Raw genomic sequence first — 26466 nt, forward strand, 5'->3', positions numbered from 1 at the left:
TTTCACGCTTTCAGTGCAGTTTCAACTATGGATTTAAACATTCTAAAGCCGTCTGTGCTTCCCAATACTGCTTCCGATGCCCTTTCGGGGTGGGGCATGAGACCAAATACGTTTCCTCTTTTGTTGCATATCCCTGCTATGTTATTCAATGAGCCGTTAGGGTTAAATTCGTCGCTTACGATGCCTTCCGGTGAGCAGTATCTTACGACAACCTGCCCGTTTTTTTCTATGTTTTTTAGTGTTTCAGGTGTGCATGTGTAGTTACCTTCTGCGTGAGCAATAGGAATATTTATGACTTCTTCTTTCGAATAGAGTGATGTAAATGGAATTTCGTTGTTTTCCACCTTAAGGTGAACAAACTTGCAGACAAATGAGAGGTTTTTGTTGGGCATCATGGCTCCGGGAAGTAGCCCCATCTCAAGGAGTATCTGGAATCCGTTACAGATTCCCATCACAAGCCCGCCTTTTTCGGCAAATTCGTAAATAGCTTCTGATATAGGTGATAGCTTTGCCATTGCTCCGGCTCTTAAATAATCTCCGTAAGAGAATCCTCCCGGTACAATTATGCAGTCAATGTCAGAAATACTTTTCTCTTTGTGCCAGAGGTATTTAACCTCTTCCCCTAAAACTTTTTCGATAACCCATCCTATATCTTTATCGCAGTTGCTTCCCGGATATACAGGTATGCCAAATTTCATCTTTTACCTCATTGGCTATTTTCTGTAATTTCAAAGGTGTATTCTTCAATTACAGGGTTTACAAGAAATCTCTTCGCCATCTCTCTGATTTCATTTTCTACTTCCTCTTTTGAAGAAGCTTCTATTTCCATGGTTATGTATTTACCTACTCTGACATTTTTTACCTTTTCAAAACCAAGGCTGTGAGCGGCTTTCTCAACAGCAACGCCCTGAGGATCAAGGATGCCTTCTCTATAGGATATAAAAATTTTAACATTGTAATTTGCCATTTCTATCACCTCTGTTGCATAATTTCAATAGAAATTTTATCACATGGAAGGTTTGCCGTGTTTTTGAAACGGTGTGAAAGATGCCAGTTTATGAAGCCTTATTTTGCCTTTTTCGTAGGGGAAGGAATTTCAGTTACTTTTTTTCCTCTATTTGAGCCGTTTGTTAATGTAATCTGTCTTGTTGTCGTTCCTGTTCTTGTTTACAGAAAACGTTTTGAGGAGTTAGGAGTCAGGAATTTTAAGAAAGGTTTTCTTTACGGGATTTCGGCTTTTGTTTTTTTGCCTTTTATTAATCTTATATATTTTCCTGTTGCTCTCATTGATGCGTTCTCTCAGGAGTTGTTTTTTAAAGGTTTTTTCTATTCCGTATTCGAGAATGAATATATTTTCTGGAAGATTTCCAGATTGAACCTTATATCGAGTTTCCTTTACTTTCTAATTTTTTTGACTATCTCTCGTAGTCTGTTCTCTTTTTCTTACTTTTTGGTTTCTATTATTTGTGGTGTTCTCTACGAAGAAAGCGATTCCATAGTCGCTCCTTTTATGTTCCATTTGGGATTTTTCTTGAGTAAATTTTCTGGTATTTGGAGGTGATTTTTGATTCCGTTTTTAGTTGCTTTTTTTGTTTTTGCAATTGATAGGATAACTAAAATGGTTGCTTTTAAGTATTTAAAGGGTAAAGTTATCGCTGTCATTCCCGGTTTTTTCAATCTGGTGCTGGCACAAAACAGAGGTGCGGCTTTTAGTATTTTTTCTTCTACGTCAGGGTGGGGAAGGTTTATAATGCTCATAGGTTTTCCGATAGTTATCGTTATTTTTATAATGTATCTGCTTTTGACGAAAAGAGAGTATTCTTTATATCTTAAAATTGCTCTTGCTCTTATTCTTGGTGGGGCTTTGGGGAATCTTTATGATAGAATTGTTTATGGAACGGTAGTTGATTTTCTGGATTTTTATTTTGGAAAATATCACTGGCCTACTTTTAATGTTGCTGATATAGCTGTATTTCTGGGAACGGTAATGTTGATTCTGAACGTTTCAAGGGAAAAAAAGGCAGAAGCTTGATGTGATACAATATTCTCTCCTTCCGTTTCACAAAATTTCACTTTCAGGAGGCGAAAATTGGAAAGAAAAAAAATAACAATAGTCGGAGCCGGAAACATAGGAGCTACTCTTGCACTTCTGCTCGCAAGAAGGGAGGTTGCTGATGTCTATCTTATTGATATTGATGAAGGAATTGCAAAAGGAAAAGCCCTTGATATTATGGAAGCATCTCCGATTTTAGGTTTTAACTCAAGGGTTGTTGGAACGGGAAATTATGAAGATACTGCCAACTCTGATCTTGTTGTTATAACAGCAGGCTTTCCGAGAAAGCCCGGTATGAGCAGAGACGACCTTTTGTTTAAAAACTTTGAAGTTGTTAAGAGTGTAACTGAGCAGATTAAAAAGTATTCACCTGAGACTTTCATTATCGTTGTTACTAATCCTCTTGATGCCATGACATACACTGCTCTTAAAGTTTCTGGATTTCCTTCCCACAGGGTCATGGGAATGGCAGGTGCCCTTGACGCTGCCCGATTTGCTTATTTCCTTTCGGAAAAAACGGGGATTTCTGTTGAAAACATAAGGGCGTTCGTTATAGGAAGTCACGGTGATGATATGGTTCCTCTTAAAAGATATACGACTGTAAGCGGTATCCCGGTTAAGTATTTTCTTTCTGATGAGGAACTTGAGGAGCTTGTAAATAGAACGAGATTTGCCGGTGGAGAAATAGTTTCTCTGCTTAAAAGAGGAAGTGCTTTTTACGCACCAGCTGCTTCAATTCTTGATATGGCTGTATCTATTCTCTGGAATAAAAGAAAAATCATTTCCTGCAGTGTTTATCTTGAAGGAGATGCAGGGAAGTATTATGGAGCTGAAGGGCTTTGTGTTGGCGTGCCTGTTGTTCTTGGAAAAAACGGTATAGAAAGAGTTGTAAAATTAGAGCTTTCCGATTATGAATGGGCGCAGTGGAGAAAGTCAGTTGAATCTGTTAAGAATCTTGTTGAAAAACTTCCTCTTTAGGAGATAAGAGATGAGAGAGATTCATGTTAATAAAATAAGGGAGGCTGTTAAAAATTTATGTATGGATGTTAACTACTATCTTCCTGAAGATGTTCTTGCCTCTTTTGATAGAGGGATAGAAAAGGAAAAGTCTCCGGTAGGCAGGAATGTTTTTGAGATTTTGAAGGAGAATGCTGCCATAGCCTCGGAGAAAAAGATTCCCTACTGCCAGGATACCGGATTTGCTGTTCTTTTTGTTGAGTTAGGACAGAATGTCAGGATTGTTGGTGGTGATATAAACGAGGCGATAAAAGAAGGAGTTGCCGAGGGTTATACAGAGGGATATTTGAGAAAATCCATAGTTACAGATCCCCTGTTTGACAGGAAAAATACCGGGGATAATACACCTCCGATTATTCATTACTCAATTGTGCCCGGAGATAAATTGAAAATTAAAATGGCTGCTAAAGGTGGTGGAAGCGAGAACATGAGCCGTCTCGCCATGTTAAAGCCGGCTGATGGTGTTGAAGGTGTTAAAAAGTTTGTTCTTGAGACAGTTAGTGAAGCAGGTCCAAATCCGTGTCCTCCTATTATTGTGGGAGTTGGAGTCGGTGGAACCTTTGAGAAAGTCGCTTATCTTGCCAAAAAGTCTCTCATGAGGCCAATAGGAGACAGAAATCCCGATCCAAGATATGCAGCGTTAGAGGAAGAGCTCCTGGAAAAAATAAATAAGCTTGGAATTGGTCCTGCCGGATTCGGGGGAACTGTTACAGCTCTTGATGTTAAAATTGAGTGGTATCCCTGTCATATAGCCTCCCTTCCTGTTGCGGTGAATATTCAGTGTCACGCTTCAAGACATAAAGAAGTAGAACTATGAAATTGAGCGGGGAATCCCCCGCTTGTCCCCTTTTAACTCCTGCCTTGTGGTTAATATTAAGTTATAATTTTTTCTAAGGGTTTTTCTAATTTGATTACTGGAGGATAGGAATGATAAAACTTTCAAAACGTGTTGTTAATATGAATCCTTCTCCTACCATGGCAATTACTGCCAAGGCAAAAGAGATGAGGAGAAAAGGTATTGATGTTGTAGGATTTGGTGCAGGAGAACCGGATTTTGATACGCCTCCTCACATAAAGGAAGCTGCGATAAGGGCTATGGAAGAGGGTTTTACAAGATATACTCCTGCTGCCGGGATTCCGGAACTAAGGGAGGCTGTTGCCGAGAAGTTAAAAAGAGAGAACGGGATAGATTATTCGCCATCTCATGTTGTAATAACGGACGGTGCAAAATTTGCCCTGTTTTCACTTATGCTTTCTGTGATAGAAGAGGGTGATGAGGTTGTGATTCCTGCTCCTTATTGGGTGACATATCCGGAACAGGTTAAATTTGCAGGTGGAACACCTGTTTTTGTTGAAACATCTGAGGAAAACGGGTTTGTCCTTACGGTTGACCTTTTGGAAAAAGTTGTAACCGATAAAACGAAACTTCTTATTCTCTGTTCTCCGAGTAATCCGACAGGTGCTGTTATCCCTGCAAAAGAGTTAGAAAAAATAGGAAAATTTTGTGCCGAAAGGGGTATTTTGATAGCTTCCGATGAATGTTATGAAAAACTTTTGTATGATGGAGAAAAGCACGTAAGTATTGCTTCTATTTCTCCTGAAATCAGACAGGTTACCATTACAATAAATGCTCTTTCAAAGGCTTATTCAATGACCGGCTGGAGAGTCGGTTATGCCGCAGGTCCTGAAGAAATTATTTCTTCAATGATAAAGATAAACTCTCAGTCCATTTCTAACGTTAATGCAATTGCTCAGAAAGCTGGAGTTGCTGCTTTGACGGGTCCTCAGGCTTTTCTTGGTGATTGGCTTAAAGCTTTTGATGAAAGAAGGCGTTACATGGTTGAGAAGTTAAATTCTATTCCCGGTGTTACGTGCACGATACCAAAAGGGGCTTTTTATGCCTTTCCGAATGTTAAGACAGTGATCGAAAAAGGCGGTTTCAAGGATGATTTTGAGTTTGCAGATTTTCTCCTTGAGAATGCGAAAATAGCGGCTGTTCCGGGATCTGCCTTCGGTTATCCCGGTTATATGAGATTTTCTTACGCTACTTCTATGGAGAATATCAAAAAAGGTCTTGATAGGTTTGAAGTTGCCGTTAAGGCCATAATGGAGAAATGATGAAGGATTATAGAAGTTCACCTTTGTATGTTGCTACCTATGCGGTTTTGACGTTGCTTTATTTTGTTTTTTTAGGTTCTGTTGCGGTTAAGTATGGCGTGAATATTAACTTCTTTGTTCTTGCAATTCTGGTTATTCCCGTTCTTCTTAGATTGGTTGCTCTTTTGAAGAGAAAAGTTGTAGTTTCCGATGATGGGATAGAAATAAGGGATCTTTTTAAAAGCGGTTTCGTTAAATGGGACGATATAGAGTCTGTCGGCTTTTCATCTCGCCGGCGGACGTTTCTATTTATTGTTACGAAGGATAAAAACGGCTATTTGATAGATGATTCCGTTGAAAATTTTAAAGAACTTCTTGAAGAAATCGGGAAGCGGGTTGATAGGAATAAATTGCCAGAGAACTGGCAAGATATAGTTAACAGTTATAAGCCGTCATATGGCGGCATAGCACTTGTTGTTCTTGCTGTTCTTGTTATTGGGTATGTTATTCTTAAATCTCTTTCGGGTTGAGTGTGTTTGACATTAAGGAACTTGATAGGACAACTTTTTTAAAAGAATCGCTTGTTATATATCAGAAGAGGAAGGGATTCCGTTTTGGGACAGACACCTTTTTGCTTGCCGATTTTGTTCGTTGTCAGTCAGGAGAGCATTTCATAGATCTTGGGACCGGTAGTGGCGTTATTCCTTTGCTTCTCCTTGAGAAGTATGAAAATGTTACAGGTGCTGCGATTGATGTTGTTAAAGAGTGTGTTGAGTTAGCCAGACTTAATGCAGAAGTTAACGGTTTTTCAGATAGACTTGATGTGTTTTGTATAAATGTTAAGAATGTGAGGAGCTGCTTTCCATCAGAAAAGTTTGATGTCGTTGTTACCAATCCTCCGTTTAAGGAGGTAAAAAGAGGATTAATAAATCCTGATAACTATAAAGCCATAGCAAGGCATGAGATAGAAGGAACGTTAAAAGATTTTATAGAGGCTGCGGCTTATCTTTTAAGGTGGAAAGGCCGTTTTTATCTTGTTTGTCCTGTTGAAAGATTTGTTGATACTATTTTTTTCTGTCGCAGTAAGAATCTTGAACCGAAAAGGCTTCGATTTATTCAACCTTCCCGTGATGAGAAGGCGAATCTGTTTCTTTTGGAAGCAAGAAAAGGGGGAGGAAAAGGGATAGAAGTTCTCCCTTCTCTTATCATCTATGAAGACAAGAAAAATAGGGTTTATACTCCGGAGATGAGAAGGAAATACGAGGCTTTCTTTGAAGATAAGTAGACACACCCTTTTAATTATTTTTCTCTTTTTTTTAGCACTTTCTTTAAAAATCAAGAGTATGTTTTTATTGCCGTTTTTGGCGGTTGTATTTTTACTTTATCTTGTGAAATATGGAATAAGAGATCTTGTTTTTTCAGCTCTTATTGTTGTTTTATTGGTTTCTCTTCTCTCTGTGTTTTCATCTTCTTCTATTTCTGAAGTAAAGTGGATTTTCGAAACGGATGAAGGAAGAGTTGCCCTTTTAACCGATGGAAGGTATGTTTCTGTTTCGGACGATGTTTCTGTTGGAGATGTCGTATCTGATGATGGTATGCTTGTTGAAAAAGGTGGGTTACTTTCATTGCCGGATAGAGTGAGATTTGCACTCTCTGAAAAGGTGGAATCTTCAATTGATTATCCTTTTTCATCTCTTGTGGAAGCTGTAACATTGGGGGTAAGGTATAACCTTCCTCAGAGTGTCAAAGCCTACATGGCACTGGCTGGTGTGTATCCGTTCCTTGCAATATCGGGTCTTCACGTTGCGGTTATTTTTGGTTTTATATCAGTTGTTATGAAGCTTTTCAGGATTTTTTCGCTTAAGAGGGCACTTTTTATTCTTACGGTTTTAATGCCATTTACAGGGTTTCCGGTTTCGGTAATAAGAGCTTATATCTTTATTGTGATTGCAGTTTTTTTGAAGATTCACGGTAGGAGAGTCGATTACATATACATTACCGTTTTAACTGCCTTTTTGATGTCTCTTATTTTTTCTGTTTCTTCCGGTTTTATACTTTCTTTTTTAGGTGCTTTGGGTATTTTTGCAGCTATGGAAACAGATGGTTTTAAAAGAAAGCTTTTCTTAATTCTATTTCCTTTCTTTTTTACGCTTCCTTATGTTGTTTTTAGATTTGGGACGGTAAATTTGTTTTCGCCACTTTTTATGGTGCTGTTAACACCTCTGTTTACTCTTTTCCTTTTCTTATGCTTTTTATCCGAAATTACATATTTTAAATTAAATTTATTTGTGGTTGCTACGGAAAAAGTCAGCGGATATTTAATTTTATTTATTAAATGGCTTTTTGGAATTTTGCATTTTGGCATTATTCATGTTTATTTGTCTTTATTCGAGATTTTTGTGCTAACTTTTCTTGTATTTGTTGTTTTAATTCTTAAGATAAACAGAAGTTATCTTTTGGTGGTTTTTTCTATTTTTACTGTTTTGCTTCTTTTTAACCGTTCTTATGTTTACAATGAGACAAAAAGGATTTCAGGGAGAAAGCTTAACAGTGCTTATTTTTTATCGGGAGAAGGACAGAAGTATAAGGATTCTACGCTTGTAACGGATTATGTTTTTCCTTATAGCAGGAGAATATTAAAGTTTAACGGTGTTGCAGTTAAGCAAAGTGTAAAATAGCCTTTACAAAAATCAGGAGGTTATTATGGAGAAACTTTTCCCTTTTATAGAATATAGAGGAAGAAAACTTTTTGTTGAAGATGTTGATGTTCAGGCAATAGCTAAAAGGATTGGAACTCCCGTTTACGTTTACAGTAAGGCTGCGTTTTCTTACTGGTTTAACGAGTTTGATTCTGCTTTTAACGATGTTGAACATTTAACAGCTTTTGCCGTTAAATCGTGTTCTAACATAGCTATTCTTAGGCTGCTTGCCGAGATGGGAGCTGGTGCCGATACCGTGTCTGCCGGAGAGATATTTCGTGCAATCAATGCTGGAATTGCTCCTGAAAAGATTGTATTTGCGGGAGTTGGCAAAAGAAAAGATGAGATGGAATATGCACTTTCCCACGGAATACTTATGTTTAATGTGGAATCTCGCCAGGAACTGGAAACACTAAATAAGGTTGCGGAAAAGCTGAGAAAGAGAGCCAGGATAGCTATCAGGGTTAATCCGGATGTTGATCCTAAAACCCATCCTTATATATCAACTGGTTTGAGAACAAGCAAATTTGGTATTGATTATGATGAAGCATTTGATGTTTATATGAAAGCTAAGGAGATGGAATGGGTGGAACCTATTGGAATCCATTTTCACATAGGTTCTCAGATACTTGATGTTTCTCCGTTTGAAGAAGCATCGGCAAAGGTTGCAGATCTGGTTAAAGCTTTAAGAGATAAAGGGCTTGATATTGAGTATTTTGATGCAGGTGGCGGACTTGGAATAAACTACCATCCTGAAGAGAATCCGCCTTCTTCTTCTTCTCTTGCTGAGCGGATTGTTCCTTTCGTTAAAGAGCTTGACTGTAAGTTGATACTGGAGCCGGGAAGGCGCATATCCGGCAATTCAGGTTTTCTTCTTACAGAGGTTTTGTATATTAAAAGGAAAGAAGGTAAAATCTTTTATATTGTTGATGCTGCAATGAACGATTGTATGAGGCCGTCTCTTTATGATGCGTACCATCATATTGTTCCTGCTGAGAAAAAGGAAAATATTGAGATTGTTGATGTCGTTGGCCCTGTATGTGAAACTGGAGATATTCTTGCTAAAGAGAGAGAATTGGGAAAATGTGAGCAGGGAGACATTCTGGCTGTTTTAAGTGCCGGAGCTTACGGATTTTCAATGTCTTCAAATTACAACTCCAGAGTCAGACCGGCCGAAATACTTGTTTCAGGTTCAAAATTTGAAGTGATAAGAGAGAGAGAAACATTCGGTAGTCTTATAGAAGGAGAAAAAATTGTTTAAAAGTCGTATTTGCAGTTGACATTACAGGTGCTTAAGCTTATATTATTCCACGCTAACCGTGGGCCGCTAGCTCAGTTGGTAGAGCAACGGACTTTTAATCCGTAGGTCCCAGGTTCGAGTCCTGGGCGGCTCACCATTTAAGCGTCCCCATCGTCTAGCCCGGCCTAGGACACCGGCCTTTCACGCCGGCGACGGGGGTTCGAATCCCCCTGGGGACGCCAAATATATTGTATAATGGCTGGATCTATTTTGTAGATTCGGGGCCGTAGCTCAGCTGGGAGAGCGTCAGGCTGGCAGTCTGAAGGTCGTGGGTTCGAATCCCACCGGCTCCACCAGTGAATGAGGGCCTGTAGCTCAGTTGGTTAGAGCATCCGGCTCATAACCGGACGGTCGGAGGTTCGAGTCCTCCCAGGCCCACCATCTATCTTCCCATATTTTCCATAAAACTTCTTCATAAAACCTCCAATATTAGCTATTGATATATACCTTATATTATGTCGGGAGAGGTAGGCCGGAGAGTCGCTTCCCTTTTGGGGAGAGGAAAGTCCGGGCTCCACAGGGCAGGGAGCTGGCGTTGAGCCAGGCAGGGGAAACTCTGCGGAGAGGGCCACAGAAAACAGACCGCCCCTTAAAGGGGTAAGGGTGAAAAGGTGGTGTAAGAGACCACCGCCTCTTTCCGCGAGGAGAGAGGGCATGGTAACCCCCTCCCGGAGCAAGGCTAAATAGGTCGGCGCTTGAGGGTTGCCCGCCCGATGCCGACGGGTAAGCCGCTTAGATAAATGGCTCTCTAAAACAGAACCCGGCTTACGGGCCTGCCTACTCCCATCTTTTACCGATTTTGATATCAACTTTAAGTGGAACGTCTAAGCTGACGATGTTTTCCATTATTTCTTTTACTTTTTCTTTTGTTTTTTCTGCTTTTTCTTCCAGAGTTTCCATAACTATCTCATCATGAACCTGGAGGGTCAAAAATGTCTCTTCTTTTTTGAATTCTTTAAAGAGTTCTATCATTGCCATTTTCATTATGTCAGCAGCTGTTCCCTGAATAATGGCGTTGAAAGCTGCTCTTTCCCCAAAATGTCTTAAATTTTTGTTTTTCGCTCTCAGTTCCGGAACAGGTCTTTTTCTGCCGAAAAGTGTTTTAACGTATCCCTTTTCATAGGCTTCCGACAAAGTTTTTTCAATAAACTCTTTTACCGTGGGAAACTTTGAGAAGTAACTTTCTATGTAATTCTTAGCTTCATTGAAACTAATTCCTAATCTTTGAGATAGACCTTGCGGACTCATTCCGTAGATTATGCCGAAGTTGACCATTTTTGCTACTTTTCTTATTTCGGGGGATACGTCTTCAGGTTCAGTTCCAAACAGAATTGATGCTGTTTCTGTATGGATATCCCTGTTATTTTTATAAGCATCGATTAACCTTTCATCTCCTGATAGGTGAGCAAGGACTCTTAACTCTATTTGTGAGTAATCTGCCCAGATAAGGTTGTATCTTTCTGGAGCAATTATGGCATTTCTTATCTGTCTGGATATTTCATCGGAAACGGGAAGATTTTGTAGGTTTGGTTCTGCACTTGATAATCTACCGGTTGCGGTTCCTGTCTGTATAAAGTTTGTATGAACTCTTCCTCCTTCATCCATATGTTTTGCTATGCCGTCTATGAAAGTTCCCAGAAGTTTGGAATATTTTCTGTATTCCAGTATAAGCTCTGCGATTTCATATCCGTTGAGTGCAAGTGTTGTAAGAACTTCAACGTTTGTAGAATATCCGGTGCGTGTTTTTTTCACAGGTTTTATCTTTAATTTTTCGAATAGGATTTTTGACAGTTGTTTCGGAGAATTTAGGTTAAAACTCTCTCCCGCTATTGAGAATATCTTATCTTCCAGTTGTTGCATCTTCTGCAGGAAGTTGTCTTTCAAGTTGTTCATATATATTCTGTCAAACAGAACACCTCTTTTCTCCATGTAGTATAGAACTTCTATTAAGGGATGTTCTATCTTTTCGTAAAGCTTAAGAAGATTTTCTTTTTTGAGCTTTTCTTCTATCTTTTTTCCGACATCTATAACGTGATGGGCATATTTTTCAATAGGTTCTATTTCTACGGTTTCCAGATATTTCTTCATAATTGTGGCTGGAGAGTAATCTTTTTGGATGGAATTTAGCAAGTATTCTCCTATGGATATGTCAAAAAACTGTTTGTGCTTATCTGATATTCCAGTTTTGTGGTATAGATTTTTCAGATTAAAAGTGTAAATTTTCCCGCTTTTTTTATATATTTCTTTTAGTGTTTGAGGATCTATTACGCTGTAATGTTTTTCCGCTGAAGCGAAGATGTTGTTGCTCATTATCACTGCGCATTCTTTCCTTGAAAACAGATCATCGGATTTGAGGCTTTCTAAAAAATTTTCTGTATCGATTTCTTTTGCCTCTTCAAGTTTCCTTCCTCGAAATTCAAGATTAGGGAACAGTTCTTTTATCTCTTTTGTTAGTGATTTCATCTCGAGTTTTTTAAGAAGTTCTGACAGACATTCTGCGTCGGGCTCCTTGAGTTTAAGGTCTTCTGGTTTTACATCTATCGGAACGTTTCTGTCTATTGTTGCAAGTTTTTTGCTCATAAATGCCTGTTCTCTGTAATCTTCAAGAAGTTTTTTTCTTTTCGGAGAAAGATTTGCCAGGTTTTTATAAAGATTTTCAAGAGAGCCGAATTCCTGTATGAGTTTTGTTGCTGTTTTTTCTCCAATTCCGGGAACGCCAGGTATGTTATCGCTGGTATCTCCTGCCAGTCCGAATATGTCCGGAATTTGCTTCGGATCATATCCGAATTTTTCTTTGAAGAGTTCGAGTGTGTAGAGAGTTTCTGTTTTTTTTTGTGGCGAGATTGATAAAACGTGGATATTTTCCTCTATTAGCTGTCGTATGTCTTTATCAGGTGAAACAATAATGACTTCGTATCCTTCTTTGGAAAGTTTTTTCCCTAACGTTCCTAAAATATCGTCTGCTTCGTATCCTTCCTTTTCAATTACGGGGATTCCAAGACATTCGAGAAATTTTTTTATGTAAGGGAGTTGAACTTTAAAATCGTCTGGAGCTGGTTTCCTGTTTGCCTTGTATTCTGCCGATATTTTTTCTCTAAAGGTTTTTCTGCTTACATCAAATGCAACGGCAGCATATTCTGGTTTCATTTCTTTGAAAAGTTTGAGGAACATTCTGGCAAATCCGTAAATGGCGTTTGTTGGGAATCCGTAAGAGGTAGTTAAACCTCTTATTGCATAAAAAGCTCTGTATGCAAAACTTGTTCCGTCAAATAGGTAGACTTTTCCTTCTGGCATTTCTCACTCCAGACTATTCTGGCTGATTCTTTTTGAATTCTCTGTTTACCAGATTTTCAGCTTTTTTTTTAAATTTTTCTGCTTTTTCAAACTGCTTTTTTCCCTCTAATACTTCCGCTATGGCAAAGTAGATGTCAGCTGCTTCTATGTATCTGCCTTCTTTTTCAAGTGCCAAAGCGTAAAGCTCCTGGGCTTTTATGTCTTCAGGATATCTGGCAAGATAAGGAACAACGATCTCTTTGACAAGAGCAGTATTACCTTTTTTAAGTGCATTGGTCAAAAGTTCATACATGTCTCTGGCTTCTTTCAGGGTTCTTTTCCTTCTTAAAAAGAGATTAAGAATTAAAAATCCGCCTGAAATTGCTGCTGCCAGAGCAGCAATTATGATGTAGGTTGACAATGTTTTCTTCTCTTTAGTTGTTTGAGGTGTTTGCGTTTTTGTTGTGGGTTTGTTTGTTTTAGGTATAAAAGGTGCTGGTTTTGCTTTGTTTTGAGTAACGTTCTCTGTTCTATTTTCGAGAATCTTTTCTATGTTTGCCTTTTTTGTAGGTTTAATTTCTGTTTCAAAATGTAGATATTTAATGGAATTTTCTTTTTCTGTTGCATTTTTGTATCCTTTTACGAGAAAAGCCCTTACTGAATATGTCCCATTTTCTTCATATAGAAAAGCTTCTTTTTTGATCTCATCCGGTAGTCCTTTGAAAAATTTTATTGCTTTTTCCCTGTTGTCTGTTTTGTATAGTGATACGGAAAAGGCTTCATTTTCTGCATTAATTTTTTCTTTATTGGATTCTGTTGTTGCATTTTCAGATTTAATAGTTTCATTATTTGATATTGGGTTCTTCTTTTCTGGTGTTTTGATCTTTTCAGTTTGGAGTGTTGAAGGATATATGCTTGTTTTTAAAATTTTATCGTCAACTTTTGTGATGAAGGCACCTTTGAAGCTTTTTCTTATCTTGTTTTTAATAAGGAATTTTTTAGCTTCTCCGTAAGTGCTGAAAAGGCCTATTCTCACTTTATAGTAGCCATCAACAATGTCTATTCTTGCTTTCGGATATTTTTCAACTTCTTTTAAAATTTCATAGGCTGTCTGCATGCTTTTTCTCGCGGATAGTTGAATGGAATAAAAGACTTTTGCGAAAGCAGATATAGGTAAAATTATAGTGGCTATGAAGATTATCCAGAAACTTCTCACTTATTCTTCCCCCTTCCTCTCTTTTTTGAGAGTTTTTACTTCTACCTCCAGAGAGTGAATAATGTCAAGCATTTGTCTTAAAGATTCCATTACAGGGTCCGGTAATTGTCCGTGTTCCAGGTCTACACGGGTTGTTCTTATACCGTCTCTCTTAACTATTTTACCAGGAATTCCAACAACTGTTGAGTTTGGAGGAACGTCCCTTACAACGACAGAGTTGGCTCCTATTTTGCAATTATCTCCTATTTTTATCGGTCCTAATATTTTTGCTCCTGCACCGATTACGACGTTATTGCCTATTGTGGGATGCCTTTTTCCTTTATGAGTGCTTGTTCCTCCCAGTGTAACTTGGTGATATATGGTTACATCGTTTCCTATTTCGGTAGTTTCTCCAATTACAACACCCATGCCGTGATCTATGAAAAATCGTCTTCCTATTTGTGCTCCAGGATGTATTTCTATTCCGGTGAACCATCGAGAGAAGTGGGATATCATTCTGGCAAGGAGTTTCAGGTTTTTTTTCCATAAAAAGTGGGCTATTCTGTGTAGCCATATTGCATGAAGTCCCGGGTAGCAGGTTATTACTTCGAAAACATTTCTCGCTGCTGGGTCTCTTTCAAAAACGACCGATATGTCTTCACGAATTCTTTTAAACATTTAAGCGGTACTCCTAGAAGAAAAACGGTAGTGAGATTGTAACACGAAAAGATTATATATCAATGTTGATACTGTGCAAAGAAAAGGTATTGATTGATGAGTGCCGGGGAAATTTTCCCCGGCATATGGATTATTTCCAGTTGGTAATTTTTTCGAGGTTGATGTAGTTGAGCTTCCCGCCTTTTGCTCTGAAAGCTTTGAGTTTCTGAAGTAGAACTTTTTCTTTTGCAAACTCTGCCTTGAGAACGTCGTCCGGCTTGTTGTTGTCCTTGCAGGCAGGGTCGTGAGGTGTAATGTGACATGTGAGACAGTTTGGATACTTCTCGGCAATAGCCTTTCCGTGAGGATATTCGCCGTGACAATCCTGACATCTCGGGATAAATCCGTGCCTGTTGTGGTGACAGGCAACACATGCCACTTTGCTGTGCTTTGTAGTTGATGTTTCGAGGTTGTGTGCAACATAGCCGTGACAAGCTGCACATTGGGAATTTGGTGTATTCTTGCTGTAAGTAATGTTGACCGGATAGTGTGGGTTGTGGTGACAAGCAAAGCAGTCGTTGTTTGTTTGCTCCGGTCTGTGTGGAAGGTGGCATTCGAGACACTGTGGAATGTATCCGTGTGTGCTGTGGTGACATGCAGCACAGCCGATTTGCGTGTGCTTGGTTGGTTTTTCCTGCATAAGGTCATAGATAGGACCGTGACATACCTGACAGTTCTTGGCAACGAAGTTTTCAGGTTGTCCTGTGCCAGGATATTTCTTACCGCCGACATAACCTGTAAACGGTGTTGTAACAGGCATTGGCTTTTTGATAGCGTGTGGATCTGTGTGACACTTCATACAATCTGGGAGAGAAGGTCCGTGGTAGAGTCCGTGGCACCTTGTACATTTAGGCATCAGTTCTTCCCAACCTTTGATGCCTTTTTTAGGACTCCACTCGTGGAATCTTTCGTGACAAATTGTACAGCTAAACTGGTGCCTTCCACCCTCTTTCTGCATCGCCTTATAGATGCTGTAGTGACAGGCGCCACAATCGGCTGGCTTAAGCGGTTGAACCGGTTTAGTAAATAAAGCCTTCTCTTCCGGACCTATTTTCGGAAGATTTCCTCCGTTTGTAAGGGAGGGTGGGCAGTTTGTAAGGGTTACACCGTAAGCCGTTGTAGCACCCATCAGCGCAGAGCAGAGGATGAGTGCCTTTAATTTCCCTCTCATTATTAACAACCCTCCTGCTTTGGGATTTTCAACTTTACATCTAATAATAACAGAGAGACTATGTACTGTCAACAATATTCCAAATCTGCTCAAAATCTTTTGTAAAAAATCTTTTAACTATTGTGAAAGCCCGTATTTGGATAATCTATAACGAAATTCTCTGAATGTAAGTCCTAAAAGTGATGCTGCTTCTTTTTTCTTTCCTCCAGTTTTTTCCAGGGCTTTTAGCAGGTATTCTTTTTCCAGTTCTTCGAGAATGTTTTTTAAATTAACTCCTTCGTCCGGGATTATGATTTCTGTGTGGGGGTTTTTTTCTTCACCTGTTATGGGGAGAGAAAGAATATCTTTATCGGATAAAATTATTGCTTTTTCAACAAGATTTCTTAATTCCCTGACGTTTCCTTTTAACGGTAGTGACATAACGTAATTTATGAAGTCCGATGATATAGATCCGAACTTTTTTCCGTATTTTTTAGACAGTTTTTTGGCAAAGTATTCTATGAGTGGAGGAATATCTTCTTTCCTTTCCCTTAGAGGGGGTAGGTTAATGGTAATGGTTGATAATCTGTAAAAGAGATCTTCTCTGAATAAGCCTTTACTTATTTTTTCTTCAAGGTTACTGTTTGTTGCGGCTATTACTCTTACGTCAACTTCTTTTTCTTCAATCCCTCCTATTGGTCTTATCTTTTTCTCTTCTAAAAATCTCAAAAGTTTTGCCTGTAAAGGTAGAGGCATATCGCCTATTTCGTCCAGAAATAAAGTTCCTCCGTTTGCCTCTTCTATAAGCCCTTTTTTGTTTCTCGTTGCTCCTGTGAATGCACCTTTTTTGTAACCAAATAGCTCACTTTCAAGAAGTTCTGATGGAAGTGATGCACAGTTTATTGCCACAAACGGAGCGGTTTTTCTGTTGCTCAGGTTATGGATTGTTCTTGCCACTACTTCTTTTCCCGTGCCGCTTTCACCTGTAATGAGAACGTTTGTATCATAAGGGGCTATTTTTTTTATAAATTCTTTTATTTTTTTTATTTTCGGCGATTCTCCTATAAAATCTTTGTAGGTGTCTTCGTATTCTTCTACTTTTTTTTCAAGTTCGATTTTTTTCTTAACATTTCGGAAGATGAGTCTGAGTTCCGAGATATCAAACGGTTTTGCTACGTAGTCAAAAGCTCCGAGTTTTATTGCTTCTTTTGCCGTTTCAGATGATGCAAAGGCAGTTATTATGATTACTTCTGTTTTTAATTGTTTTTCCCTTACTTTTTTTAGAACTTCCATTCCAGAACCGTCCGGAAGTCTCAGGTCAAGTAGAATTAAATCGTAATCGTGGTTTTCCAGTTTTTTCAGACTTTCTTCTACATTTGCGGCTTCTTCTGTTTCGAAATCAAACTCTTCAAGCATCATTCCAAGAATATCTCTTATACTTTTTTCATCGTCAACTATTAGCGCTTTCATTTTGTTCCTCTTTGTTTTCCAGCGGTATTTCGAAACAAAATTTACATCCTCCGTATATAGAAGATGTAACTGTTAGCCTGCCTCCCAATTCTATTGCTACCCTTTTGGCGATGGCAAGTCCCAGTCCTGTTCCGTCCTTTTTCTTGGTGAAAAACGGTTCGAAAATTTTTTCTTTGGAATCGCTGTCTATTCCAGGACCGTCGTCTTCAATACATATTTTCAGGATTTTTTTCTCATAGGATATGGATATGATTACCAGATTTTTTGACCATTCGAAAGCGTTTTTAACGATGTTTGATATGGCTGAGTAGAGAGATTTGTAGGGAACCGTTATTGTGAACTTTTTGTCTGGCATTATCAGTTTCAATTTTTTTTCAGGGTATATGTATCTGATAGATTCGACAATTTGTTTTACCATTTCTTTTATGTTAACTTCCGTTTTCTGAACGTCAAGAGGTCTTGATAACATCAGAAAATCGTTGATTATAGAGGATAGCCTTTCGGTTTCTCTTTTAAGCAGGTCAAGAAGTTTTTTGTTGCATGTTTCTGATTCTGCCATCAGATCAACGGCAGCTTTTATAGAAGCGAGCGGGTTTTTGATTTCATGGGCAAGGTCGGCACTGATCCTGTATAGTCGTTTAAAGACTTCATTTTTCTTTTTTTCTTCTTCAAGTTGGGCAATGTATATTGTTTGATTTATCATTTTCTTTGCGAAAGTTTTTCCTGCTACATATATTGCGAAGAAGGCGACGCCGTTTAGAAAAAGCTTTATTGTCAAATCCTGAAATGTATACATTTTGGTTGTGTATAACGTTATTCCATATGTTATTAGAGAGATTATCGGAAACAGAACGGTCAAAGGTGATTCCAAGAAGAAAGAGGCAAAGAATATAGGAAAAAGATATAAAATGGCTATATAGTCCCAGTATAGGATGTTACTTTTTATTAGAGCAGAAATAAAGATGATGTCAAGTAAAAAATCATAAGGGTTTTCTTTCTTGTAGAACAGAGATAGGAGAGATACCATGGAATAGAGGAATATAACGCCTAAGGAATAAACATTGTAAATGACAATTCCCTCTCTCCAGAGAGAGAGGGAAATAAGTATAAGAAAAAGCGAAGATGAGAATATGAAACGTGAAACCTTATAATAGAGAAAAAAGTCTTTCCAGAATGCCAGTTTTTTAGAGTTTTTCTTCAAGACTCTGCTCATATACGGTTTGTGCTTCTGTTATAGGTATATCAATGATCTCTTTGTTTTTGTGGAGTATTCTGCCGTTTTGTCCTCCGGTTTTACCTATTACCTTTGCAGGTATGGTTTTCTTTTTGAAAAATTCAAGTGCTTCATCTACATATTCAGGGGAAACGGTGATTATGATTCTGCTCTGTTCTTCACCAAACAGCAGAAAGTCTGTTCGTATGTCGTCTTCAAGGTTTACTTCAAATCCGATCTTATTGCCAAAGGCGGACTCAAACAGTGTTACTGCAAGACCACCTTCAGATATATCGTGAGCGCTTTTAATAAAACCTTTAGATATTGCTTCTACGAGACTTTTTTGAAGATTCTTTTCAAATGTCAGGTCTATTGTTCGGCCGGGTCCCTTTATTTTTCCTTCTATCAGCTTCTGGTATTCACTTCCGGAGATGTTTCCAGTGTTTTCTCCAAGTAGAATGATTATGTCACCTTCGTTTTTGAAGTCTTTTGTCATTCTATTATTGATGTTTTCAAGAACTCCAACGCAAACAACAGTAGGTGTTGGATATATGGCTCTTTTTTTATTGCCAACTACTGTTTCGTTGTAAAAGCTGACGTTTCCGCTAACGACAGGTGTTTCGAGGATTTTACAGGCGTCAGCCATTCCGTCTGTGCATTTTACAAATTGCCACATTATTTCAGGGTCCTCAGGACTTCCAAAGTTTAGGCAATCAGTTATTGCTCTTGGAGTAGCACCGCTGCATGCTACGTTTCTTGCTGCCTCTGCTACGGCAATTTTTCCTCCCTCGTAGGGATTTAAATAGCAATAGCGGGAGTTGCAATCTGAGCTTATGGCTATTCCTTTTTCTGTTCCTTTTACTCTTAGAACGGAGGCATCAGATCCCGGATATACCGTGGTATTAATCTGGACCATGTGGTCATACTGCTGGTATATCCATCGTTTGCTTGCTATTGTTGGAGAGGAGAGAAGTTTTTTCGTTATTTCATTGTAATCTTCCGGTTCTTTTATGATTTCTGGATCATATTTCATATTTTCTTTTATGTATGAAGGCATCTTGAAAGGACGATAGTAAACGGGAGATTCTTCGGTTAGTATGTCTATCGGAAGTTCGGCAACTTTATCACCGTGCCATAGTAACTTTATAACAGGTTCTTCTATAATTTCTCCTATTATGCAGGCATCAAGCCCCCATTTCTTGAAAACGTTCATAATTTTATCTTCTTTACCTTTTTCACATACTACGAGCATTCTTTCCTGTGATTCGGATAACATTATTTCATAGGGGGTCATGCCTTCTTCTCTCGTTGGCACTTTGTCAAGTTCAAGTTTGATTCCGACGTTTCCTCTTGAGGCCATTTCTACGGATGACGATGTTAAACCTGCTGCTCCCATGTCTTGAATTGCTACTATTCCGTCGGTTTCCATTGCTTCAAGGCACGCCTCTATTAAAAGCTTTTCAACAAACGGATCTCCAACCTGAACGTTGACTTTCTTTTCAACTTCTTCCTCAGATGAAAACTCTTCTGATGCCATTGTGGCGCCGTGGATACCGTCTCTTCCAGTCTTTGATCCCACATAGATTACGGGATTTCCTACACCTGCAGCTTTTGCATAGAATATCTTGTTCTTTTCAACAAGTCCGAGTGCAAATGCATTAACGAGAGGATTGGTTTGATAGCAGCTGTCAAAGTAGACTTCTCCTCCGACAGTTGGTACTCCGACACAGTTTCCATAGTGACTTATTCCGGAAACTACCCCTTTTACTATGTATTTCATCTTGGGATCGTCAAGCTCTCCGAATCTCAGTGAGTTCATACAGGCTATCGGTCTTGCTCCCATGGTGAAGACATCTCTCAGGATGCCTCCCACTCCGGTGGCAGCTCCGTTGAACGGTTCTATAAATGATGGATGGTTGTGGGATTCTACTTTAAATGCTGCGCATATTTCTTTTTCTTCATCGATCATGATTATTCCGGCATTTTCACCGGGGCCCTGAACCACCCATGGTGCTTTTGTGGGAAATTTTGAAAGATGGGCTCTTGAGGATTTGTAAGAGCAGTGTTCAGACCACATTGCAGAAAATATACCAAGTTCAACGAGGTTAGGTTCTCTTCCCAGCAGTTTTACTATCTTTTTATACTCTTCCATTGGCACGTGGCTTTCTATTGTTTTTTTATCCATAGTTGTTGCTCCTTTAGTAGTTTCTCGGTCCAAAAAGTGCTGTTCCAATTCTAACAATTGTAGCTCCCTCTTCTACGGCAATCTCAAAGTCGTGCGACATTCCCATTGAAAGATGAGGGAAATTTCTCTTAAATTCTTCTTCCATTTTTTCTTTTATATTTCTCAGTCGCTGGAAATAGGGTCTTACGTCTTCCGCATTTTCAAAATATGGAGGAATTGTCATAAAGCCTAGAAGTTGCAGATTGGGGCTGGATAGTATGGTGTCTATCAATTCTGGGACTTCGCCTTCTTTGCATCCGTGTTTTGTTTCTTCTGGGGATAGTTTAACTTCTATTAGTACTTTCTGAATTTTGTTTTCCTTGTCGGCTCGTTTTTGTAGCTCTTCAACTAAAGCTTTAGAGTCAACGGAATGGATTAGCTCGAACATTTTTACCACATATTTTGCTTTATTTTTTTGCAAGTGTCCTATAAAATGCCATTCTATTGGCAGGTCTGAAAGAGCGGGAATTTTGTCTCTTGCTTCTTGAACTCGATTTTCTCCAAAAACTTTTATTCCTGCGTTGAATGCTTCTCGAATCTCTTGAGGAGTTCTTGTTTTGGAGGCGGCAAGTAGTGTTATTTCTTCCGGTTTTCTTCCGGCTCTTTCAGCAGCCTTTGTTATTTTTTCTTGTATCTTCATCAGGTTTTCTTTAATTCCCATTTTCTACCCTCTCATAGACTTGGTTTGCAAAGAACCAGAGATCTTCACTAAGCTCTGATTCTGTTCTGTCCATAAATTGCTCTGGCGGCGCGTCGCATATGCCGTTTTTATAATCTGTTATACCTACGGCAACGAATCCTTTTTTTTCAAAGCTTCCTTTTCCGTTAAATCTGAAAATATTAAGCTGAATGAATTTAACGTTTGATGATGACCTAAAAACCTCTTTTGATAGTTTTTGCCAGAAGACTTCGTTTCCTTTTTTAAGTATCAAACGGGTTTTTCTATCCTTTATTTCTGAACCATCTAAGTCGTAAAACAGATATTTGATGTTAACGAATACACCTTTCTTTCCGTTTTCAAGTGTTACGGTTTTTATGTCGTCTTCCGTGAGGGGCAATACTTTTGGGAAGTAGCCAAGTCTTTCTGTTATGGCACTAGATACTCTGGCACTGTTAAATGTGTCTATTACCATGTTTAATTTGTTTAGTATGCTTGATATCGGAAGGTATGCGTTTGATGAGGTTGATATGGGGACAATGTTTCCTGCATAACCGTTTATAATGAAGAGATTGTCTTTAAGCTTTATGCAGAAAGTTCCTTTTTTTAGAAAGGTTATTTCTCTTCCAGTTTCAGGATTTATGAGAGAGGCGTTTTTTAAAATTACTCCTGCCGGGAACTTTCCATTGAAAATTGTTGTGAACTTTCTGGGAATTGCTGTTATTCCCCTTTCCGTTTGGATAACGGCTATGTCGTTTTTGATGAGTATTACAGGATATACCTTCCCGGCATTCAGCGTTATCTTTCCAATTTTGGTGCTTCCTTCCATATCCTTATTTATAAGCAGGAATTTTCCCTTTATAGTTTCTGTGAATAGAATGTTTGGTGATGTTTCAGTGATTTTTGTAAAGTCACTGTCAATCCATCCTCTGTTATTTCTTGCCCAGTTTTTATAGTAGTTAAAAACGGGAGAAGTGCTATTTTTATCTATGGTTTCTACTATTTCTCCGTCAGGTTTGTTTCTTATTGATAACGAGTCTATCATTACTGTTGCTGTATCGGCAAGAGCTGTGTTAAATAGTCCCAGGATCAAGGCAGTTGTGGCAATATTTTTAAGCAGTTTCATTTTTCTCTCCTTACAAACATAATGGCTTCAGCTTCTGCTACTTTTGTTCCGTCTGCTTTTTCCATGATGGCCACGGTTTCTTTTATCCGTTTTCTGTCTTTTTTTATCCAGGCTTTTACCCTGACTTTTTCTCCGGCCATGAGCGGGTTGTGAAACTTAACGGTAATTTTTCCGGTTAAAAATCTTTCTTCTTTTGTCTGTAAGTAAGCCATAGCTTCATCCAGTATCAGAGATATGATACCTCCGTGGATAATATTGTCATATCCTTGATAAATTTTGTCTAAGCTGAAAGTGCTTTCAACTCTGTCAGGATATTTTTCAAACTTTAGATGCATACCTTTTGGATTGTCTTTTCCGCATACAAAGCAAAAACTGTCTCTTCTGGGAAGCTCTGTTTTATCGTTCATTATGCCTCGAGATTAGCTAAAGATAATTATCAACATTTGAATTATAGCAAGTGTTGGACTATCCTTTTTTGATAACTTTTATTTTTGGTTTTCCGTCAGAGATCACTTCTTCTTCAATACCTTCCTTGCCCTTTTTGAACTCTTCCTTTGCAAGCTTGAAGCTTTTTATGAGTTTTATTAATCTGTCTCCTTTGAAGGCAAGCACGGCAATTATTGCTACCAGAATCCATTCAAACACGATTTCCTCCGATCCGGTAAACTTGGACCTTCTATACATGATGTATTATACTTTATTTTGCGGTATTTTGCCGGTAAATCTCTAAATTGGGAATTTCCCTCTTTACAAACAGACTTCACTTTGATAAATTTCACTTTGCCTTTGCCACCGGTGAAACAGAATAGGAGGTTTTTGATGGCTGTAGATAAAGATGTCAAACAGGAAATTATAAAGAAGTATGGTTTTCATGAGAAGGATACCGGTTCTCCAGAAGTGCAAATTGCTCTTCTTACTGAAAGAATCAAAATCTTAACAGAACATTTTAAAGAGCATAAGCACGATAACAACAATAAGAGGGCTCTTTATAAGCTGGTTGGAAGGAGAAAGAGGCTTCTCAGGTATCTGAAAGAGAAGGACTTTAACAGGTATAAGAATATCGTTCTAAAGCTTGGTTTAAGGAAGTAATCCGGGGGGCTTCAAAGCCCCCTTTTCTTTTTCTGCCGTCAAAAATCTCTTACCAAACCTTCCCGGTTTAGTGATATACTTATAGGTGTTTAGCTGGCAGTTTGCCTGTGAATATAATTAAGAAAAATAACAGTTTTGAAATATAGAATAAATTAATGAAATGGTAATTTTTAAGGAGGAAACAGATGCCAATAACAGAAGTTTCAGGTGAAATTGGAGGGAGACCTCTTGTTTTTCAAACGGGAAAAGTAGCCAAACAGGCTGATGGAAGTGTTCTTGTTTTTCAGGGGGATACAGTTGTTCTTGTTACTGCCGTGATGTCCGATGAACCGAGAGAAGATATAGATTTCTTTCCCCTGCTTGTGGAATACAGAGAAAGGGCTTATGCTGCGGGAAAAATTCCCGGTGGATTTATAAAGAGAGAAGGTAAACCTTCCGATGAAGAGGTTTTAAAATCAAGGGTTATAGACCGTTCAATACGCCCTATTTTCCCAAAAGGTTTCAGGAATGATGTTCAGGTTATAGCGTTTGTTATCTCTGCAGACCAGGAGAATGATCCTTCAATCCTGGCAATTAATGGGGCTTCGGCAGCGCTTCACATTTCAAAAATACCTTTTGAAAAGCCCGTTGCAGGCGTCAGAGTGTGCCGTATAGATGGAAAGCTTGTTATTAATCCTTCCTATGAAGACAGACAGAGGGCGGATATTAACCTTATTGTTTCCGGGACGGAAGATGCAGTTGTTATGGTTGAAGGTGGAGCAGACGAGGTTCCAGAAGAGGAAGTCCTTGATGCCATTCTTTTTGCTCATGAAGAGATCAAAAAGATAATAAAACTTCAGGAAGAGCTTAGAAGTCTTGTAGGGAAGGAAAAATATGAGTTTACCGTTCCGTCTCTTGATGAGGAGACTAAAGAAAAAATAGAAAAGTGGGTAATGGAAAGAATAGAGCCTGTTATAACTATTCCTGATAAACATGAAAGAAGAATGAAGCTCCGTGCTTTAAGAGAGGAGATGTTTGTTGAGCTCAACATTCCTGAAGAACTTGCGAAGCTTGCAAAGGAGGCTTTTGCAGAGGCCGAGAAAAAATTTGTAAGACAGCTTGTTCTTGAGAAAGGAATAAGAATAGATGGAAGAAAACCTGATGAGATAAGGCCTATTTCAATAGAAGTAGGAACTCTTCCAAGGGCTCATGGTTCTGCTCTGTTTACGAGGGGGCAGACTCAGGCTCTTGTTACCACAACACTTGGAACGCCTGAAGAATATCAGTTTGTTGAAGGTTTAATGCCCGGAGAAGAGAAAAGATTTATGCTTCACTATAACTTCCCGCCTTTCTGTGTTGGAGAAATTTCTCCTATGAGGGGACCTGGCAGGAGAGAAATTGGTCACGGTGCTCTTGCAGAAAGAGCTCTTGTTCCTGTTATTCCAGAGGAATCAGAATTTCCTTACGTGATAAGGGTTGTTTCGGATATTCTTGAATCAAACGGTTCATCCTCAATGGCAACGGTTTGCGGTGGTAGTCTTTCCCTTATGGATGCTGGTGTGCCTATAAAGGCACAGGTTGCCGGGATTGCCATGGGATTGATTATTGAGGGTGATAAGTTTGTTGTGCTTTCTGATATTTTGGGTGATGAGGATCACCTTGGGGATATGGATTTTAAGGTTGCAGGGACAAGAAAAGGTGTTACTGCAATTCAGATGGACTTAAAAGTTACCGGGATTAACAGGGATATTCTTGTAACAGCTCTGAAACAGGCAAGAGACGGCAGGATGTATATCCTTGATAAAATGGATGCTGTTATAAGTGAACCTCGTAAGGAAATTTCTCCTTATGCGCCGAGAATTGTTACAACTCACATCGATCCTGATAAGACGAGAGATCTTATAGGTCCCGGTGGAAAGACTATTAAGATGATTCTTGACAAAGCTGGTGTGAAGATAGACATAAAAGAGGATGGAACAGTTCTTGTTTCAGCACCGTCTGAAGAAGCTGCAATGCAGGCTATAAAGATGATTAAAGATGTTACTAAAGATATAGCCGTTGGAAACACTTATCTTGGGAAAGTTACAAGGGTTGAAAATTATGGTGCTTTTGTGGAAATGTTTCCCGGTAAAGTTGGACTTGTTCACATATCAAAGCTGCCTCCTGAATTTAAAGAAGATATCTTCAAAAAGATAAAGGTTGGAGATCTTCTTCCTGTTAAAGTTGTTGATGTTGATCAGATGGGAAGACCAAAACTCAGCCGGATTGATGTTAATGAGGAAGAAGAAAGAGAACTGAGGAGAAGTGGAGGTTTTTACTCTGATCCGGAGGTTAATGAAGAGTGAGTAAGTTTAGCTGGGGTGCCGGTTGGGTATATGTAAGAGGAACGAGGATTGCCTTTGACGATAGATTCCTTGATGTTGCCGTTAAACTTCACGATATATTTGGCGGGAAAATAGAAAGGGAAGAGAATCATTTTGTTCTTTCTCTTCCTGCTTTTCCTTCTGTTGATAAAGTGGATATTGAATTTGTTAAAGGTGCTTTTGAGGCCGGAGGAGTCTGGGGAAATAAGAGTGTATTCATCCCTCTAATTTCTTCCTTTGAGAGTGAAATGGAAGAAATTTTATCTCCGTTTTTCTCTATAAAAACAAAAGAGGGGTTTTTTTTAAACGGTGATGGTGCTATTTTATTCCTTCATGCCATCTATGATGAGTCGTTGGGAGAATGCTCAAACTACCATTTTGAAAAGTTTCTTTCTTTCCTTTTTGGAGCCCCGTGGCAGAGGAGTTATGTAGAGGTTGCTGTTGAAGATGGGGGTATTCTTCCATTTAAAAAAAGAGTTTCAGATAGTGGCTGGGATCTTCACCTTGTTGAATTGATAAAAAGAGAGGGAAATATCTATTTTTTCGATACCAAAGTGAAGGTCAAACCGCCTGCCGGTTATTATCTTGATCTTGTACCCCGCTCAAGCATCTTTAAGAGCGGATTCATGCTGGCTAATTCTGTTGGTATAATAGATATGACCTATAGAGGAACCATAAAAGTTCCACTTGTAAAAGTGAATTCTAAAGCACCTGAACCGGAACTTCCCTGGAGAGCAGTTCAGCTCATCCCAAGACGTTACTATCCCCTTGAGATTAGACAGGTTGCTTCTCTTGATGAAACATTAAGAGGAGAGGGAGGCTTTGGGAGCACGGGAAGGTAAG

At 38.9% G+C, this 26466-nt stretch carries 25 protein-coding genes, 4 tRNA genes and 1 other RNA gene; 17 read left to right on the top strand and 13 right to left on the bottom strand.

Annotated elements, in window-relative coordinates; all coding sequences use genetic code 11:
* Positions 1-2 precede the first annotated feature (2 nt).
* Positions 3-698, bottom strand: coding sequence for a phosphoribosylformylglycinamidine synthase subunit PurQ (gene purQ, locus BLW93_RS04250; RefSeq protein ID WP_076712868.1), 696 nt, complete (start codon positions 696-698; stop codon positions 3-5).
* 8 nt (positions 699-706) lie between these two features.
* On the bottom strand, positions 707-967 hold the full coding sequence (purS, locus tag BLW93_RS04255; RefSeq protein WP_076712869.1) for a phosphoribosylformylglycinamidine synthase subunit PurS: 261 nt from the start codon (positions 965-967) through the stop codon (positions 707-709).
* A gap of 90 nt (positions 968-1057) precedes the next feature.
* Here purS and BLW93_RS04260 point away from each other — a divergent pair, with 90 nt between their 5' ends.
* The 14 genes from BLW93_RS04260 (at position 1058) to rnpB (ending at position 9950) form a co-directional block, all read left to right on the top strand.
* Positions 1058-1561 (top strand): CPBP family glutamic-type intramembrane protease, encoded by a 504-nt coding sequence (locus BLW93_RS04260; protein WP_144444006.1) that lies wholly within the window; start codon positions 1058-1060, stop codon positions 1559-1561.
* Between the two features lie 3 nt (positions 1562-1564).
* Positions 1565-2032: a signal peptidase II gene (gene lspA / locus BLW93_RS04265; RefSeq protein ID WP_076712871.1), complete on the top strand. Its 468-nt coding sequence runs from the start codon at positions 1565-1567 to the stop codon at positions 2030-2032.
* A 57-nt stretch (positions 2033-2089) separates the two neighbouring features.
* A complete protein-coding gene (gene mdh, locus BLW93_RS04270) occupies positions 2090-3031 on the top strand; it encodes a malate dehydrogenase (RefSeq protein WP_076712872.1) in 942 nt (313 codons plus the stop codon).
* Between the two features lie 10 nt (positions 3032-3041).
* Complete coding sequence (locus BLW93_RS04275; RefSeq protein ID WP_076712873.1) at positions 3042-3887, top strand: fumarate hydratase; 846 nt, start codon at positions 3042-3044, stop codon at positions 3885-3887.
* 113 nt (positions 3888-4000) lie between these two features.
* On the top strand, positions 4001-5188 hold the full coding sequence (locus BLW93_RS04280) for an aminotransferase class I/II-fold pyridoxal phosphate-dependent enzyme (RefSeq protein WP_078058134.1): 1188 nt from the start codon (positions 4001-4003) through the stop codon (positions 5186-5188).
* The gene (locus tag BLW93_RS04285) at positions 5188-5697 is read left to right on the top strand and encodes a PH domain-containing protein (protein ID WP_076712875.1); all 510 of its coding nucleotides are present in this window, start codon (positions 5188-5190) and stop codon (positions 5695-5697) included. Before BLW93_RS04280 ends, BLW93_RS04285 begins: the two co-directional genes overlap by 1 nt.
* A gap of 2 nt (positions 5698-5699) precedes the next feature.
* On the top strand, positions 5700-6452 hold the full coding sequence (locus BLW93_RS04290; RefSeq protein ID WP_076712876.1) for a tRNA1(Val) (adenine(37)-N6)-methyltransferase: 753 nt from the start codon (positions 5700-5702) through the stop codon (positions 6450-6452).
* A 67-nt stretch (positions 6453-6519) separates the two neighbouring features.
* Positions 6520-7845, top strand: coding sequence for a ComEC/Rec2 family competence protein (locus BLW93_RS04295; protein WP_158025377.1), 1326 nt, complete (start codon positions 6520-6522; stop codon positions 7843-7845).
* 25 nt (positions 7846-7870) lie between these two features.
* The gene (lysA, locus tag BLW93_RS04300) at positions 7871-9127 is read left to right on the top strand and encodes a diaminopimelate decarboxylase (protein WP_076712878.1); all 1257 of its coding nucleotides are present in this window, start codon (positions 7871-7873) and stop codon (positions 9125-9127) included.
* A gap of 60 nt (positions 9128-9187) precedes the next feature.
* Positions 9188-9263: transfer RNA gene (locus BLW93_RS04305), tRNA-Lys, on the top strand.
* A gap of 7 nt (positions 9264-9270) precedes the next feature.
* Positions 9271-9348, top strand: a tRNA-Glu gene (locus BLW93_RS04310).
* A 38-nt stretch (positions 9349-9386) separates the two neighbouring features.
* Positions 9387-9462, top strand: a tRNA-Ala gene (locus BLW93_RS04315).
* 8 nt (positions 9463-9470) lie between these two features.
* Positions 9471-9547: transfer RNA gene (locus tag BLW93_RS04320), tRNA-Ile, on the top strand.
* 83 nt (positions 9548-9630) lie between these two features.
* Positions 9631-9950, top strand: an RNA gene (gene rnpB / locus BLW93_RS04325) — RNase P RNA component class A.
* On the opposite strand, the gene polA is transcribed toward rnpB, so the two are convergent.
* The 11 genes from polA to BLW93_RS04380 all read right to left on the bottom strand — a co-directional run bounded on the left by polA (position 9944) and on the right by BLW93_RS04380 (position 22837).
* The gene (gene polA, locus BLW93_RS04330; protein WP_076712879.1) at positions 9944-12460 is read right to left on the bottom strand and encodes a DNA polymerase I; all 2517 of its coding nucleotides are present in this window, start codon (positions 12458-12460) and stop codon (positions 9944-9946) included. The genes rnpB and polA overlap by 7 nt on opposite strands.
* A gap of 13 nt (positions 12461-12473) precedes the next feature.
* Positions 12474-13655, bottom strand: a complete 1182-nt coding sequence (locus tag BLW93_RS04335) for an SPOR domain-containing protein (RefSeq protein WP_076712880.1) — start codon at positions 13653-13655, stop codon at positions 12474-12476.
* Positions 13656-14312 carry a serine O-acetyltransferase gene (cysE, locus tag BLW93_RS04340; protein WP_076712881.1) on the bottom strand — a complete coding sequence of 219 codons (657 nt, stop codon included), beginning with the start codon at positions 14310-14312 and terminating at the stop codon, positions 13656-13658.
* Between the two features lie 130 nt (positions 14313-14442).
* Positions 14443-15522: a hypothetical protein gene (locus BLW93_RS04345; RefSeq protein ID WP_076712882.1), complete on the bottom strand. Its 1080-nt coding sequence runs from the start codon at positions 15520-15522 to the stop codon at positions 14443-14445.
* Positions 15523-15639: 117 nt separating this feature from the next.
* Positions 15640-16971: a sigma-54-dependent transcriptional regulator gene (locus BLW93_RS04350; RefSeq protein WP_076712883.1), complete on the bottom strand. Its 1332-nt coding sequence runs from the start codon at positions 16969-16971 to the stop codon at positions 15640-15642.
* Positions 16952-18172: a sensor histidine kinase gene (locus tag BLW93_RS04355; protein WP_076712884.1), complete on the bottom strand. Its 1221-nt coding sequence runs from the start codon at positions 18170-18172 to the stop codon at positions 16952-16954. Before BLW93_RS04355 ends, BLW93_RS04350 begins: the two co-directional genes overlap by 20 nt.
* Positions 18156-20369 (bottom strand): phosphoribosylformylglycinamidine synthase subunit PurL, encoded by a 2214-nt coding sequence (purL, locus tag BLW93_RS04360; RefSeq protein ID WP_076712885.1) that lies wholly within the window; start codon positions 20367-20369, stop codon positions 18156-18158. Before purL ends, BLW93_RS04355 begins: the two co-directional genes overlap by 17 nt.
* A 13-nt stretch (positions 20370-20382) precedes the next feature.
* Positions 20383-21069, bottom strand: coding sequence for a YggS family pyridoxal phosphate-dependent enzyme (locus BLW93_RS04365; RefSeq protein WP_076712886.1), 687 nt, complete (start codon positions 21067-21069; stop codon positions 20383-20385).
* Complete coding sequence (locus BLW93_RS04370) at positions 21059-22192, bottom strand: hypothetical protein (protein ID WP_076712887.1); 1134 nt, start codon at positions 22190-22192, stop codon at positions 21059-21061. The genes BLW93_RS04365 and BLW93_RS04370 overlap by 11 nt, the downstream gene beginning before the upstream one ends.
* Positions 22189-22599, bottom strand: coding sequence for a PaaI family thioesterase (locus BLW93_RS04375; protein WP_076712888.1), 411 nt, complete (start codon positions 22597-22599; stop codon positions 22189-22191). Before BLW93_RS04375 ends, BLW93_RS04370 begins: the two co-directional genes overlap by 4 nt.
* 58 nt (positions 22600-22657) lie before the next feature.
* Entirely contained in the window at positions 22658-22837 is a 180-nt protein-coding gene (locus tag BLW93_RS04380; protein ID WP_245791993.1) for a twin-arginine translocase TatA/TatE family subunit, read from the bottom strand.
* Between the two features lie 174 nt (positions 22838-23011).
* On the opposite strand from BLW93_RS04380, the gene rpsO reads away from it, so the two are divergent.
* The 3 genes from rpsO to BLW93_RS04395 all read left to right on the top strand — a co-directional run bounded on the left by rpsO (position 23012) and on the right by BLW93_RS04395 (position 26465).
* Entirely contained in the window at positions 23012-23281 is a 270-nt protein-coding gene (gene rpsO, locus BLW93_RS04385) for a 30S ribosomal protein S15 (RefSeq protein WP_076712889.1), read from the top strand.
* A gap of 185 nt (positions 23282-23466) precedes the next feature.
* Positions 23467-25605, top strand: a complete 2139-nt coding sequence (locus BLW93_RS04390) for a polyribonucleotide nucleotidyltransferase (protein WP_076712890.1) — start codon at positions 23467-23469, stop codon at positions 25603-25605.
* The gene (locus tag BLW93_RS04395; protein WP_076712891.1) at positions 25602-26465 is read left to right on the top strand and encodes a dUTP diphosphatase; all 864 of its coding nucleotides are present in this window, start codon (positions 25602-25604) and stop codon (positions 26463-26465) included. Before BLW93_RS04390 ends, BLW93_RS04395 begins: the two co-directional genes overlap by 4 nt.
* The last annotated feature ends 1 nt before the right edge of the window (position 26466 follow it).

The organism is Desulfurobacterium indicum (genome assembly GCF_001968985.1).
Lineage (GTDB): Bacteria > Aquificota > Aquificia > Desulfurobacteriales > Desulfurobacteriaceae > Desulfurobacterium_A > Desulfurobacterium_A indicum.